Annotated in this window: 15 protein-coding genes; 8 read left to right on the top strand and 7 right to left on the bottom strand. The window is 61.1% G+C overall.

Annotation, left to right across the window (positions count from 1 at the left end; all coding sequences use genetic code 11):
- The first annotated feature begins 108 nt into the window (after window positions 1-108).
- Together ACRRQW_RS05890 and ACRRQW_RS05885 are read left to right on the top strand one after the other, a co-directional pair.
- On the top strand, window positions 109-1,977 hold the full coding sequence (locus ACRRQW_RS05890) for a hypothetical protein (RefSeq protein ID WP_438480338.1): 1,869 nt from the start codon (window positions 109-111) through the stop codon (window positions 1,975-1,977).
- A 104-nt stretch (window positions 1,978-2,081) separates the two neighbouring features.
- A complete protein-coding gene (locus ACRRQW_RS05885; protein WP_438480337.1) occupies window positions 2,082-2,729 on the top strand; it encodes an HD domain-containing protein in 648 nt (215 codons plus the stop codon).
- 12 nt (window positions 2,730-2,741) lie between these two features.
- Here the strand turns inward: ACRRQW_RS05885 and ACRRQW_RS05880 are convergent, their stop codons facing one another.
- Both ACRRQW_RS05880 and ACRRQW_RS05875 read right to left on the bottom strand, forming a co-directional pair.
- The gene (locus tag ACRRQW_RS05880; protein ID WP_438480336.1) at window positions 2,742-3,242 is read right to left on the bottom strand and encodes a gluconokinase; all 501 of its coding nucleotides are present in this window, start codon (window positions 3,240-3,242) and stop codon (window positions 2,742-2,744) included.
- A gap of 4 nt (window positions 3,243-3,246) precedes the next feature.
- Window positions 3,247-4,182 (bottom strand): CvfB family protein, encoded by a 936-nt coding sequence (locus tag ACRRQW_RS05875; protein ID WP_438480335.1) that lies wholly within the window; start codon window positions 4,180-4,182, stop codon window positions 3,247-3,249.
- 207 nt (window positions 4,183-4,389) lie between these two features.
- Between ACRRQW_RS05875 and ACRRQW_RS05870 the strand changes: the two genes are divergently transcribed.
- The 5 genes from ACRRQW_RS05870 to ACRRQW_RS05850 all read left to right on the top strand — a co-directional run bounded on the left by ACRRQW_RS05870 (window position 4,390) and on the right by ACRRQW_RS05850 (window position 6,556).
- The gene (locus ACRRQW_RS05870) at window positions 4,390-5,079 is read left to right on the top strand and encodes a tRNA-uridine aminocarboxypropyltransferase (RefSeq protein ID WP_438480334.1); all 690 of its coding nucleotides are present in this window, start codon (window positions 4,390-4,392) and stop codon (window positions 5,077-5,079) included.
- A gap of 94 nt (window positions 5,080-5,173) precedes the next feature.
- On the top strand, window positions 5,174-5,332 hold the full coding sequence (locus tag ACRRQW_RS05865; protein ID WP_438480333.1) for a DUF3309 family protein: 159 nt from the start codon (window positions 5,174-5,176) through the stop codon (window positions 5,330-5,332).
- A gap of 19 nt (window positions 5,333-5,351) precedes the next feature.
- Window positions 5,352-5,720, top strand: coding sequence for a DUF4345 family protein (locus ACRRQW_RS05860; protein ID WP_438480332.1), 369 nt, complete (start codon window positions 5,352-5,354; stop codon window positions 5,718-5,720).
- A gap of 25 nt (window positions 5,721-5,745) precedes the next feature.
- A complete protein-coding gene (locus ACRRQW_RS05855) occupies window positions 5,746-6,279 on the top strand; it encodes a GreA/GreB family elongation factor (RefSeq protein WP_438480331.1) in 534 nt (177 codons plus the stop codon).
- Window positions 6,260-6,556, top strand: a complete 297-nt coding sequence (locus ACRRQW_RS05850; RefSeq protein WP_438480330.1) for a DUF1294 domain-containing protein — start codon at window positions 6,260-6,262, stop codon at window positions 6,554-6,556. The genes ACRRQW_RS05855 and ACRRQW_RS05850 overlap by 20 nt, the downstream gene beginning before the upstream one ends.
- A 102-nt stretch (window positions 6,557-6,658) precedes the next feature.
- Here the strand turns inward: ACRRQW_RS05850 and ACRRQW_RS05845 are convergent, their stop codons facing one another.
- The 3 genes from ACRRQW_RS05845 to ACRRQW_RS05835 all read right to left on the bottom strand — a co-directional run bounded on the left by ACRRQW_RS05845 (window position 6,659) and on the right by ACRRQW_RS05835 (window position 8,828).
- Complete coding sequence (locus tag ACRRQW_RS05845; RefSeq protein ID WP_438480329.1) at window positions 6,659-6,991, bottom strand: FKBP-type peptidyl-prolyl cis-trans isomerase; 333 nt, start codon at window positions 6,989-6,991, stop codon at window positions 6,659-6,661.
- Between the two features lie 174 nt (window positions 6,992-7,165).
- Window positions 7,166-7,408, bottom strand: coding sequence for an RNA-binding S4 domain-containing protein (locus ACRRQW_RS05840; protein ID WP_438480328.1), 243 nt, complete (start codon window positions 7,406-7,408; stop codon window positions 7,166-7,168).
- Between the two features lie 154 nt (window positions 7,409-7,562).
- A complete protein-coding gene (locus ACRRQW_RS05835; protein WP_438480327.1) occupies window positions 7,563-8,828 on the bottom strand; it encodes a DEAD/DEAH box helicase in 1,266 nt (421 codons plus the stop codon).
- Window positions 8,829-9,061: 233 nt separating this feature from the next.
- Between ACRRQW_RS05835 and ACRRQW_RS05830 the strand changes: the two genes are divergently transcribed.
- Window positions 9,062-9,877 (top strand): M50 family metallopeptidase, encoded by an 816-nt coding sequence (locus ACRRQW_RS05830; protein ID WP_438480326.1) that lies wholly within the window; start codon window positions 9,062-9,064, stop codon window positions 9,875-9,877.
- A gap of 98 nt (window positions 9,878-9,975) precedes the next feature.
- On the opposite strand, the gene ACRRQW_RS05825 is transcribed toward ACRRQW_RS05830, so the two are convergent.
- Window positions 9,976-11,070, bottom strand: coding sequence for an amidohydrolase family protein (locus ACRRQW_RS05825; RefSeq protein ID WP_438480325.1), 1,095 nt, complete (start codon window positions 11,068-11,070; stop codon window positions 9,976-9,978).
- A 203-nt stretch (window positions 11,071-11,273) separates the two neighbouring features.
- Window positions 11,274-12,647 (bottom strand): sensor histidine kinase, encoded by a 1,374-nt coding sequence (locus ACRRQW_RS05820; protein ID WP_438480324.1) that lies wholly within the window; start codon window positions 12,645-12,647, stop codon window positions 11,274-11,276.
- Between the last annotated feature and the right edge of the window lie 49 nt (window positions 12,648-12,696).

Genomic DNA, 12,696 nt, shown 5'->3' with positions numbered 1-12,696 from the left:
CACCTCCGTAATTTTCTTTTTTGGGAGGCGGGGCCATCAGCCCCGCGAGGCATCACTTGCGCAGACGGAAACCCGCGGGGCGAATGGCCCCGCTTCCATTTTTAATTCATGGTTAACTCTCACCGCTTTCTTTTTCGCGTCGCGCTGGCCGGTTTGTTCGCGCTGCTTGCGGCGTGCTCAAATCCCACGGTTGCGACCTCTGCGACCGCGAACCCCGCCGCACCCGCGCGCCCCGCTGTCGGCCCGCACGATGCGTTCGTGCTCCTCTCGGGCGGCGGTTCGCCGCTCTCCAACCAGTATTCGCAATACCTGCAAGCGAAGGCGATGACCGCGTATTTCCAGGAAACGTATCCAGCGGAGGCAGTGTGGACGTTTTTCGGCACGGGCGCCCAACCCGACAAATCCGCGGTGCTCGCCGACGTGCATCGCAAAGTGAAAAAAGACGGGCTGCTGCTCAGCACGTGGCTCGCCGGTGAGTTGCCGCGTAATCGTCCGGCAAACCGCGCAGAAATCCTCGCGGCATTTAAAAACGAAATTCTTCCGCGCGTCGCGAGAGGCGGCACACTTTATCTTTTCGTGGGCGACCACGGTTCGTTGACGAAGGACAAAACCAAGCAGAGCGCGATCACGCTCTGGCAATTGCAGCCAACGAAACAAGGCGGCTGGGGTCCTGATCTGACGCAGGAAATCACGGTCGACGATTTGCGCGAACTCTTCGCGAAGGAACTTGGTGGAGGCCGCGTTGTGTTTTGCATGACGCAATGTCACTCGGGCGGCTTTCATTTCGTGGGCGTGCCGCGGGCGATCACGCCGAATCCGGCTTGGTTGAATGGTCAAGCCACTGCGCAGGAAATCGCGGCGTGGCGGGCGAGCTTGGGCAGCGCACCGGTTGCAGGTTTCACCGCGACCGACGAACCGTCGCTCGCGGCGGGTTGCACCCCGAATCCTGATCCGGACCGTTGGGCGGGTTACGAGCGTTACATCCCGGAATTTTTAGTCGGCTTCGATTTGTTGGAGCAGACGTCGGCGAAACCGCGTGCTTTCTCCTTCGCGGCCGCGCACGACGCCGCGACGCTCGTCGACCGCACGATCGACAAACCTTACAGCACCTCCGACCAATATCTGGAGCGTTGGGCCGCGTGGCTCGATACGGCGGATGCGACGAAATTAAAGCCGACCGTCGCGCGGCATCTGGCAGTTTATCGTGAAGCACTCGCGGGAAACTTCACCGAAGTGAAAGACGCGGCGTTTCAGGAAAAGCGTGCGCAGTTTGCACGCTTCACGCAGTCTCTGATCGAACGGCATTCGCACATGGAAAAATTATTGATCGCCGGCACGCCTGAGGAGCTCGTTGCGGCCCTTGGCCCTGCGTCCAGTGCCCCAGGTCGACCGCGCGGAAATCGCGCGCCTGCCGGCGAACTGCCGGCGCTTTGGAAAAATACCCTGCGGCCCGCATGGCAAAAAGCGGTCGAGGCGGGCGAGATCACCGGCGTATCCGAGCTGGCGCTGAATTTCGAAAAATTCCTGCTGCGACTCGAAGCCCGCGGCAGTGATTTTACGAGCGCGGGCCAGAAGCAGAATGAAGATCTGCTCACGTGGACTTACTGGCAGTCGAGTTATGCGTGGCCGACGAAGTTCGATGCGACCAAAGCCGATGCCGTCACGCGTTGGTCGGTGGAGCGCCGCTGGTTCATCGGCGATTGGGCGCGTCAATCAAGCGATCCCGCCGTGCGCGCCGTAGGCGAGAAATGGTTACCGCAACGGCGGCCGGGTTTGCCGGTCGCGCCCGTGGAGCGGGCCGCGAGCGTTGATACTTCGATTAACAAAACCGCGGTGGAGCGGGTGATTTTTTGTCGGAAAGTGCTCGGTGCTTGGGCGTTTCTCCTCGCGGTGAGCGATGAGCAGGCGCTCGCGCGGTTGCAGCAACTGATCGAATTGGAAAATACTCCGTTGCCGATTGCAGTTGGCCCGCGCTGACCTCCGCGGGTTTTAAAGACAAGCGCCTTGAGGCGTCGCTTCATCGCGGAAACCACACCGGTGCGTGGCGTTGACTGACGTTAAGGCACCGGCAACTTAAGCGCATGATTCTGCGTTTCGCCGAACTTGAAATAAAATGCGTGCAGGCGTTGGGGGTGCATGCGGCCGGCGATGCCGCGCATGATTTGATGCATATCCGTAGAGTGGTGGCTAATGCCCGGCGATTGGCCGAAGTTGAGAATGCCAAAACGGAAGTCGTGCTGCCCGCGGCGTGGTTGCACGACTGCGTAACGGTGGCGAAGGATTCTCCGCAGCGCGCCCAAGCGTCGCGACTCGCGGCGCAGCAGGCGGCGGACTGGTTGCGTGAGTGGAATTATGAGGAACGCTGGCTGCCGGAAATCACGCACGCGATCGAGGCACACAGTTTCAGCGCGGGCCTTGCGCCCACCACGATCGAAGCGAAAGTGGTGCAAGACGCCGACCGGCTGGACGCACTCGGCGCGGTAGGGCTCGCGCGTTGTTTGATGCTCGGAGGGCAGATGCAACGTTCGCTTTACGTCGGCGAAGATCCCTTTTGCGAAACGCGTTCGCCCGATGATTCGCGCGCAGCGGTGGATCATTTCTACACAAAGCTGCTGACGTTGCAGGACACGATGCAGACTGCGGCGGGTCGGGCCGAAGCAGTGCGGCGCACGGAATTTTTGAAAACGTTTCTCGCCGAGCTGAAGCGCGAGATTGGTGGAACGCGCTGACGCCAGCCCCGCCTACAAAGACAGCCGTGCCTTAATTTCCTCAACGATTGCGTCGGGCGTTTTGCGGATATCGACGGTGAACGCGTCGGCTGGCACTTCGAGCGTGGCAAGCTGGCTTTGCAGCATCGCGGGTTTCATGAAGTGGCCGGCGCGTTGCTTGAGGCGTTGCAGCAGCGTTTCTGCGTCCCCGTGGAGATAAACCAAAGTGACTGACGGCGCGCCGTCCATGAGCACGCGACGATAACTCTGTTTCAAGCCGGAGCAGGTGAACACGGCGCTGCGCCCGGCGGCGACGCAGCGATCGATCTCAGCGCGAATCGCGGCGAGCCACGGCGCGCGGTCGTCATCGTTGAGCGGGATGCCAGCAGACATTTTAGCTTTGTTTGCCGCGCTGTGGAAATCGTCGGCCTCGAAATAGGGCCAGCCGAGTTGCGCGGCGAGCGCTTGGCCGATCGTGGATTTGCCGGAACCGGCCACGCCCATGATGAGGAGAATGCGTGGCGCACCACTCACGGGATTAACTCTCTTCGTTGCCGCGCTCGGCGAGATAGATGCCGTCGCCTTCGATGTGGATGAGCCGCGCTTTGAAAAGTGCGCCAATGGCTTGCTTGAAGGCTTTTTTGCTCAGGCCGAATGCGTCGCGGATTTCTTCGGGCAGGCTGTTGTCGTTGAAGGGGAGACGTCCGTCTTTTGCGGCTTTGAGTTTTTCGAGAATGATGTCGCTGGCACCTTCGATGCGGCGGTAACCGGCGCGGCCCAGCGCGAGATCGATTTTCCCGTCGGGGCGGATGTTGCGCACGTAACCTTCGACGAAGTCGCCGACTTTCAGCGGCGTCGTGACTTCGCGTTCGTAAATGAGCCCGGTGTGCGCGTGATTGATGATAAAATTGTAGCCGAGCGGGCTTTGGCCCGAGACGAGCAGACGCACCGCTTCGCCGGGTTCGTAAGGCGGCGGGGTGAGGTCGAGGCGCTTCTTGAGACGCGCGCTCGCGATGAGGCGATCGCTGGAAACATCGAGGACGATTTGCACGAGCACGAAGGTGCCGACATCGAGCGGGCCTTTGATTTCGCGCAGCGGGAGCAGCAGATCTTTTTCCAGGCCCCAATCGAGAAAGATGCCCACGCGGCGGTTCATGCCGACGACCTTGAGGTAAGCAAACTCATCGACATAGGCCTTTGGTTTTTCGGTCGTGGCGACGAGGCGGTCTTCGGAATCGCGATAGACGAACACGTCCATCGTTTTTCCCGGAATGTCGCCGGCGCGGATGTATTTACTCGGCAGGAGGATTTCGCCGTGCGCGCCGCCGTCGAGGTAGAGTCCGGGTTGAGCCGCGCGGAGCACGAGGAGGGAGTTGCGTTTGCCGAGTTGGGCCATGTGCAAATCACGATGCACACGCCCCGCGGGAAATGGCAGCCAAATTCGCGGCTCGAAGCAGCCAAGCGCGTTTGTCATATATTATATGACAAACGGAATTGGCTGAGCGGAGTGATTTTCGCAGCGGCGCGAGCAAAGGTGGCAGGGCGAAGGAAGCGCGTCGGGGCGAACGAAAGGTTGCGGCGCGGGTGGGCGGTGGGGCAGTGTGCGCACTTTATGGCGCGCGTGATGTGTTACCGTTGTTTTTGGCCGCAGGCACTCTGCTGGTGTGCTTCCCTGCGCCCGATGCCGACGGCGACGCGCCTGGTGTTCCTGATGCATCCGAAGGAATTTAAGCAGGAGAAAGCCGGCACGGGGCGGCTCACGCACCTGTGTTTGCCGAACAGCGAACTGCACATGGGCACGGCGTTTGATGATCACGCGGCGGTGCAGGCGCTGATCCGCGATCCGCGGAATTTTCCCGTGCTGCTGTATCCGGGCGCGACGGCGGTGAACCTTTCGCACGGTGCGCCGGCGGAGTTTCGCGCGCAACTCGCGGGGCGGAAGCTCGTCGTGTTCCTGTTGGATGGCACGTGGAGCGGCGCACGGAAAATGCTGCGGCTAAGCCCGAGTTTGCAACGGCTGCCGCGCATCATGTTTACGCCGTCGGCGCCGAGTCGCTATGTGATCAAACAGCAACCCATCGAGGGGTGTCTCTCCACGCTTGAGGCCGTGCACGAGTTGCTGACCGTTTTGGAAATGAGCGCGCTCGATCATTATCCGGACAACGGGCAACTGCTCGACGTGTTCAAACGCATGCAGGATTACCAGATCGCATGTGCGGCCGACCCGAATCGCGCGGGTTATCGGCGGCAGGCGTATAGTTCGCCGGAGGAGCGCAAATCGTCACAGGGGCGCAGTGGCGCGCGCCGCGCCAATTATCTGGCGCAACCGAACGCGGCGGACGGAGCAGGGTCGGCGACGGAAGGGCGTTGAAAGCTCACCGCGGGATGCACGATGGCGACGACGGGAATTTCCCTAGGAACGTCGCGCGCGGTGAAAAGTCCCAAGAAGCACATTCCTTACGCCCATGGATACCAACATGCTGATTTTGATCATTCTTGTGCTGCTGCTGATCGGGGTCGTCCCGGCTTGGCCGCACAGCAAAAGCTGGGGCTATGGCCCGAGCGGGATTCTTGGAACTATCCTCGTAATCCTGCTCGTGTTGATCCTCTTCAGGTTGGTTTAACCCCTCGTCGCCCACTCGCATGAAACTCTACCTTTGGATCAATGCCGCGCTCTACTTTGTTTTCGCCGTGTGGTGCACGCTGAAACCGAAGGAGACCTCGTTTAACATCGGCTATGTCGATCTGAACAACTCTGGGCGTTCGGAATACCTGGTCATCTACGGCGGATTACAGCTGGGACTCGCGCTTATGTTTGCCTGGCTAGGCTCGCAGCAAAACCAACACGCGACCGGCATCACCCTCTCGTTGCTCTTTTATGCGCCGCTCGTGATTTTCCGCGCGGTGACGCTCTTGCAACAATGGCCGGTGGGCGGCGTCACGCTCGCAACGGCAGGTTTGGAGTTGCTGCTTTTCGTGGGCGCGCTCGTGCTGTGGTTGCGTTTGCGCTGAGCGGAAGGCGACGTAGCTTCCGCCCGTGAGCAAAGCTTTCACCAAGGAAGATGACACTGGCGACGCGTTTGTGCCGAAGTTGGTGAGCGTGCTGCCGCCGGGTGCGCGCAATTACCTCACCGCGCGCGGCGCGAAACGCCTCCAACTTGAACTCGCGCAACTGCGCGACGGGGAGCGTCCGGCCTTGATGGCGACGACCGCGGAGGCCGGTATGCGCGGAGCGGACGCGAAGGAGCGCTTGCAACATGTCGAGCAACGCGTCGCGCAACTCGAACAGGCGCTGCGTTCGGCAGAGATCACCGTAGTGCCGCCTGAGCCGCACGACGTGGTGCGTTTCGGAGCTACGGTGGAGGTGCGCGACCCGCGTGGAAAACAGGAAACGTATCGCATTGTCGGCGTGGACGAGACGGATTTCGAGCGCAACGAAGTCAGCTGGCTCTCGCCGATTGCGCGGGCATTGCTCAATGCGAAGCTCGGCCAGCGCGTGGCCTTTAAATTTCCCAGTGGCGCCGCGCAGCTGGAAATCGTGAGCATCTCCTATGAAACTGACGCCGTTTGAAATCGCCGTGCTTTGGTGGGTCGCTGGCACGAGCGCGTGGGCATTCATACTTTTCGGCTGGGACAAATGGCGCGCCGGCAAAGTGGGTGCGCGCCGCGTGTCGGAAGCGGCACTTTGCTGGACGTGTGCGCTGGGTGGTTGGCCCGGCGGACTGCTCGGACTGATTTTATTCCGGCACAAATCCGCGAAAGGTTCGTTTCAACTCAAGTTCGCCGCGGCGTTTTTTGCGTGGATGGGTTTGTTGGCGGCGGGCTTGAAATTCTGCGGGCGGCTTTGATTTTTTTTCCGCGTTTCAGGATGTTCGAGGGCGTAAAGCCGACCGACACGAAAAAGGCGGGATCAGTGATCCCGCCCTGCAGAAGATAAAATGCGCTCTGGCTTAACCGATCGCGAGCAACTCGACTTCGAAAATGAGGGTGGCGTTCGGCGGGATGGCACCGGGGTAGCCGCCGGCGCCGTAACCGAGGTGCGGGGGAATCGTGAGCTTCACTTTGTCGCCGACTTTCATCTTGGCGACGCCGACATCCCAGCCGGCGATGACCTGACCTTCACCGAGCACGAATTGAAACGGGTCGTCACGATCGACGGAGCTGTCGAATTTTTTTCCGTCCGTGAATTTGCCGGTGTAGTGGACGGTCACGAGCTGGCCTTTCTTGGGCGAGGCGCCGGTGCCGGCTTTGATGGTTTCGATTTGGAGGTCTGCGGTGGGCATGGAGGGAGCACGCGGAGCGTGCGGAGTTGGGAGATCGGAGTTGGAAGTTTTGGAGAATCAGAAGTGAACCACGAATGGACACGAATTCACACGAATGAAGACCCGGAGATTTTACGTGCTGGATCAGGGTTCTCTCTTCTCGTGTCTGTTCGTGGTTGGACAGTTTATGCGGAACTAGCGTTTGTCCTGTTTTACGTGGATGGTTTCGCCGTTGTAGGTGACGAGGTCGCCGGTGCGGATTTTTTTGCCGCGCTGGGTTTCGGGGGCGCCGTTGAGCTGGACTTCGCCGGCTTGGATGACGGCTTTGGCCGCGCCGCCGGTGTCGATCATGCCGGCGAGTTTCAGGAGCTGGGCGAGCTCGATGGTGTCGGTGCGGATGGCAACGACGCGCGGTTTGGAGGCGGCAGGTTCGGTCATGGGGATTTGGTTACCGGAGCGCGCGGGTGGCGGCGAGAAATCTTTCTCTTCAATCAGCACGGCGGGAGGAAGAGAAAGATTAAGAGTAAGCGAAAAGATTCTCGGAAGCGGGAGGCGACGTGCCAGTCTTGGCGGCCCGCCCGGAGGTCGGGCCCTACCGTTTTTTCAGGGCCTCGGCGGCGGCTTGGGCGGCGCGGAGTTTGTCTTTTTTGCTCGGGCGTTTGCCTTTGACGCCGCCGTTGGGATCGAGCGGCGGGATGATGACGTCGATGGGCTCGAAGCCTGCGATGCGCTCACGTTCGAGTTGGAGACCGTTCTTTTTTTCGATGATGCGAAAATGATGGTGCGTCTCGGCGGTGATGAAGCTCACGGCGACGCCTTGCTCGCCGGCGCGGCCGGTGCGGCCGATGCGGTGGAGGTAATCGGCAGGTGAGCGCGGGAGGTCGTAGTTCACGACGGCGGGCAGGCCTTGGATGTCGAGGCCGCGCGCGGCGACGTCGGTGGCGATCAGGACTTGGAGGCGGCCGTCTTTGAAATCTTCGAGGTTCTCGGTGCGTGCGCCCTGGCTGAGTTCGCCGTGGAAAGGCGCGGCGCGCAGGCCGGCTTTGCGGAGTTTATCGGCGACGTGGCTGGTGTGGTATTTCGTGGCGACGAAGACGAGCACGCGGGTCCACTGGTTTTCCTCGATGAGTGTGCGCAAGAGCTGCGTGCGGCGCCCGTGGTCGACCTCGATGGCGCGCTGCGTGATTTCCACCGGCGCGGCGGAAGGAGCGTCGTCGGAGCTGACGGCGATGCGCACCGGGTCGCGCAACAACGCACGCGCGAGCGAGTCCACGGCGGGCGGAAATGTGGCCGAGAAAAGGAGATTTTGCCGGCGCGCAGGAAGGAGCGCGAGGACGCGGTTGAGTTCGTCCGCGAAGCCGAGGTTAAAAAGTCGGTCGGCTTCGTCGAGCACGAGGGTTTCGACGGAGGAAAGTTTCAGGGCGTTTTTGTCGACGAGATCGAGCAGGCGGCCAGGCGTGGCGACGACGATGTCGGTGCCGCCGCGCAACGCCATCATCTGCGGGTTGATGGACACGCCGCCGAAGACGACGGTGGTCTTGATCGGTTCGTCGAGGCGATAACCGTAATTGTGAATCGAGTCGCCGATCTGCGCGGCGAGTTCGCGCGTCGGTGCGAGGATGAGCGCGCGGACTTTGAGTGGGTGCGAGGCGGGCGCGTGGCTGAGTTTTTCGAGAATCGGGAGCGCGAAGGCGGCGGTTTTACCCGAGCCGGTTTGGGCGGAAGCCCAGACGTCGGCGCCACTCAACACGGCGGGGATGGCCTGTGATTGGATGGGGGTGGGCGCGAGGTAGTCCTGGTCGTCGAGGGCTTGGAGGAGTGGCTTCGAAAGGCCGAGGGAGGCGAAGGTGGCGGACACGATGGGCCGAGAATTGGAGGCAGGCAGTGAAACGCAAGAGCGGTGGCGCGCGGCGTGCGGCGTGCGGAGCGAAGCGCGTGCGATACGAGGAGCGCAGGGGGCGTGGTCAGCGGGGAGTTTTATTTAACCACGGATGACACGGATAAAATGGATGATGCGGATTGGGTGGATCGCGCGGCACCATGCGTTGCGAGCAAGCTCGCAACCCTCAAAAAAACCGAACAATTACGTGCATGCACCCACCTAAACCTGCTGAAGAGCCGGAAGAATTTGTGCTGCTACGATTCGATCATTGGAGAGTGAACGTGCTGATGCCGCCGCTCTTATTGGGGCTGGCATGGCTGGTGAATCATAGCCCGCTGAAGGCGCTGCTCACGGGATTTCACGTGTGGATGCATGAGTTCGGCCATTCGACGGCGGCGTGGATAACTGGGCGCCGGGCGACGCCGCTGCCGTTTGGCTGGACTCCCATTGAGCCGGAGTTTTCGCCGTTCGTGTATTTCGGGGTGCTGGCTCTGCTGGCGGTTTTGTTTTGGGCTGGATGGAAGGAACGTAAAGTATGGCCGATGCTCATCGCGGTCGTGCTGGCGGTGGTGCAGTTTATCATGACGTGGCAGCTGCCGCTGCACCGTCAGGAGTTTTGGTGGACGTTTTGCGGAGTCGGCGGGGAATTTTATCTCAGCGCGTTGATGATGGCATTTTTCTTTGTGCAGTTGCCCGAGAAATTTCGCTGGGGCGCATGCCGCTACGTTTTCTTTCTGATCGGGGCGACGTGTTTCCTGCACATCGTCGAATTCTGGAATCTCGTGCACAATGGCGACGAGGCGATCCCGATGGGCTCACTCGTGAACGGCGAGGACGATGAGGGCGGTGACATGAACACGTTGCTCAATCTCTACGGCTGGAAATACCACCAGATTCGCAACACCTACCAATATCTCGGTTACTGGTGCTGGGCGGTGCTCGGTGCGGTATATGTGGGGTTTGCGCTGCGGTTGAATGCGGTGGCTGATTGGGTGGCGGGGAAATTTCAGAAAGAGGAAGCGTGAGTGAGGGTAGGGCCTGACCTCCGGGCAGGCCGGTAGCCACGAAGAGACTAACGGCCCGCCCGGAGGTCGGCCCCAACCTGTGGTAAGAATGAGAGAGATTATTTCGACATAAGTGATTCGAAGCGCGTCCACGTTTCCGTGCGCACGCCAAGGGCTTGTTTCATGGCGATGTCGCGATCCCAGGGATTTTTAATTTTTGAGAACGCGACCGTTTGTTTGAGGCCGAGTTCGCGCGGGAAATACCACGGCGACACCAGCGAACGAATCGCGATGAGCGGGTAGTCGGTGCCGTAAACGAGGCGACTAGTGAATTCGGGGCGGCTCAGGACTTTGGCGAGGTGGGTGCGCTTATTGATCTGGGTCAGCGAGGAAATGTCGGCGTAGAGATTCGGAAACTCAGTCATCAATTTCGCGAGGTGGTCGAGCGACGGTTCGTTGGCGAACTCTCCCGTGGTCGCCGCGTGGGCGGCGATGACGGTGACGCCGCATTCCAAGGCGAGGCGCAGGCGCGCGGGGTCGCAGAGTTCGTCGTGCGCGTGGGTGAAGGCGCGTTCATTGCCGGTGTGCGTGAGGAGCGGGAGGCCGAGCGCGGCGAGTTTTTTGTAGTAAGGGATGAAGCGTTCGTCGGCGGGATCGATGTCTTGCACGGACGGCAACCATTTCACGAGCACGGCGCCGTGGGTTTTCGCCCAATCGAGGCGGGCGAGCGCGTCGGGGCGGAGTGGATTCACGCTCGCGCCCCACCAGAGGTTTTTGTGGTGGGGGATTTCGGCGGCGAGAAATTCGTTGGGCACGTAGAATTCGGTGCGCGCGCGGTCGAGGTTGCCGTGTTCATCGACAACGCCGTCGAGGGCGAGCACGACGGCGCGGCTGACGTGTTTGCTCTCCGCCAGTTTGGCGGAGAGGCGGCGCAGGACGAGAGCGTCGCCTTCGCGCAGAATTTCCTCTTCGGTGACGCCGAAGCTCTTTAAGTAGAAACGAAGTTTGAAACTGTTACGCAGTTTCTCGGAGACGAAACAACCGCTGCCGCCCGCGCCGAGGCCGGCGGTGTGGCAGTGCATGTCGATGATGGGAGAATCAGGCAGCGGTTGCGGCGGTCGACGGGCGCCGAGCAGGAAGGGAGCAAGCATAAGGAGAAGCAGCAGAAGCGCGCAGGCGATGATGCGGTAATGCTGAGGTTTGGATGGATTCATGTGCGGTGAGGTGACGTGCGCACAATAACCTCAAACGCAGTCGCGGCGTTAATTGATAAACCCGATGCGCAGCATTGAGGAAGGAGATGCGGGGGGCCTGGGCGCGCGAGAATTCTGAGAGATCAAAGTAGGGGCGGTTGTCCTTAACCGCCCTCGCGGGACAGAAGCGTGTCGAAGGGCGGTTAGGGATAACCGACCCTACCTCAATTTAACGGCACAGTGAGCTTGAACGTCGTGCCGGCGGGTCCGGTGGAGTCGAGCTCGAGTGTCGCGTTGATCTGGCGAGCGAGTAGCTGGCTGATCGCGAGACCGAGACCGGTGCCGCCGCGGCGCCCGGTGCGACCGGCTTCGAAAATATGCGGGCGCAACTCAGCAGGAATGCCGTGGCCTTCGTCTTTTACGGTGACCGTGGCGGTGTCGCCGCCGTTGCGGAAGCTGACATTGATATCGCAACCCGCGGGCGTGGCTTCGATGGAATTTTGCACGAGGTTTGTGGTGATGAGGCACAACAAACTGCCACGGTGACTGTCGAGCGCGTGCTTGAATCCGCCGCTGACGCTGAAGTTGATGCCTTTTTCCTCGGCGGTTGGGGTGTTGCGCCGGCGGATGATGTCGGCGAGTTCGTCGCCAGTGAGTTCGTAGGTCGTCTGCGCGGCGGAGTCGCCGAGGAGCGCGACGGCTTCATGGATGATCGCCTGCATGCGCTGTGTGTAAGTGGCGGCGGTTTTCCAATCTTCGTCGGTCGGTTGTTCTGCGCTGCGTCCGGCGGTGATGGCGGCGAGGCCGGCGACGGAACCTTGCAGGCCGTGAATGAGGTGCGAGGTGATCTGGCCGAGCGCGGAGGCTTTGACGGAGAGCGTGAGCTCAAAGTTCGTGCGGAGAATCTTTTCGTTGCGCTCGGCGATGGTGCGTTGGGCGCGGCGCAGGCCGAAGTAAGCGGCGGTTAACACCAGTCCGATGAGCGCGGCGGCGGCGGCGATGGTGAAAGTGGTTTCGCGATCGATGCGTTCGTCGAGTGCCGCGAGTTCCACGGAGAGCGCGCGGGCATCGATGATGTAGCGGGCGACACCCGCGAGTTTTTGGCTGGTGCCAAAATGGAGGGGAAGCAGCACCTCGAGCACGGGCGCGTGGCTTTGCGCGGGCGAGATCTCGGGGAAAGTCTGGTTGAGGTCGAATTCAGCGTGATAGCGACTGAGGGGTTTTAAATTCGTGCTGAGTTCCAAGTAGTCCTCGACCGGGAGCTCGACGAAAAGCATCGAGGCGGGGACGAAGTGGATCGGGTTGCCTTGGTCATCGAAGACGGCGACCGCGAGCATGCCTTGTTGCTGCGCACTGCGCAGGACGGGTGTGAGTTGCTCGGCGTCGCCGGGGCTGTCGATGGCGCGCGCGGCAACTTCGGCGAGTTGCTGGAGCGCGACGGGGTGGAGCACCGCGGCGTCGCGCTCGATGATTTTTTGGCGGATCTCCGTGCGCAGTTGGTTGCGAAACGGAATCAGCAGGCCGGCAAAAATCGCCGTGAGAAGAATGCCCGTCAGCAGCGACGCGAGTGCGAGGCGCGGTGAGGCGTTCTTCGACATGGGGCAGCGGCGGCGGTGGGGCGGTTAATCTTTCTCTTACTCGTTATCT

This window comes from Oleiharenicola lentus, from assembly GCF_051660365.1.
GTDB lineage: Bacteria > Verrucomicrobiota > Verrucomicrobiia > Opitutales > Opitutaceae > Lacunisphaera > Lacunisphaera lenta_A.
The sequence above is the reverse complement of the archived record's forward strand: the minus strand, read 5'-3'. Positions and strand labels throughout refer to the sequence as shown.

What these genes read in the sequence shown, in the direction of transcription:
- ACRRQW_RS05830 (WP_438480326.1), top strand. Translation starts at nt 9,062, where the DNA reads ATGCACCCACCTAAACCTGCTGAAGAGCCGGAAGAATTTGTGCTGCTA.
- ACRRQW_RS05865 (WP_438480333.1), top strand. Translation starts at nt 5,174, where the DNA reads ATGGATACCAACATGCTGATTTTGATCATTCTTGTGCTGCTGCTGATC.
- ACRRQW_RS05885 (WP_438480337.1), top strand. Translation starts at nt 2,082, where the DNA reads ATGATTCTGCGTTTCGCCGAACTTGAAATAAAATGCGTGCAGGCGTTG.
- ACRRQW_RS05870 (WP_438480334.1), top strand. Translation starts at nt 4,390, where the DNA reads ATGCCGACGGCGACGCGCCTGGTGTTCCTGATGCATCCGAAGGAATTT.
- ACRRQW_RS05845 (WP_438480329.1), bottom strand. Translation starts at nt 6,991, where the DNA reads ATGCCCACCGCAGACCTCCAAATCGAAACCATCAAAGCCGGCACCGGC.
- ACRRQW_RS05860 (WP_438480332.1), top strand. Translation starts at nt 5,352, where the DNA reads ATGAAACTCTACCTTTGGATCAATGCCGCGCTCTACTTTGTTTTCGCC.
- ACRRQW_RS05820 (WP_438480324.1), bottom strand. Translation starts at nt 12,647, where the DNA reads ATGTCGAAGAACGCCTCACCGCGCCTCGCACTCGCGTCGCTGCTGACG.
- ACRRQW_RS05875 (WP_438480335.1), bottom strand. Translation starts at nt 4,182, where the DNA reads ATGACAAACGCGCTTGGCTGCTTCGAGCCGCGAATTTGGCTGCCATTT.
- ACRRQW_RS05840 (WP_438480328.1), bottom strand. Translation starts at nt 7,408, where the DNA reads ATGACCGAACCTGCCGCCTCCAAACCGCGCGTCGTTGCCATCCGCACC.
- ACRRQW_RS05890 (WP_438480338.1), top strand. Translation starts at nt 109, where the DNA reads ATGGTTAACTCTCACCGCTTTCTTTTTCGCGTCGCGCTGGCCGGTTTG.
- ACRRQW_RS05850 (WP_438480330.1), top strand. Translation starts at nt 6,260, where the DNA reads ATGAAACTGACGCCGTTTGAAATCGCCGTGCTTTGGTGGGTCGCTGGC.
- ACRRQW_RS05825 (WP_438480325.1), bottom strand. Translation starts at nt 11,070, where the DNA reads ATGAATCCATCCAAACCTCAGCATTACCGCATCATCGCCTGCGCGCTT.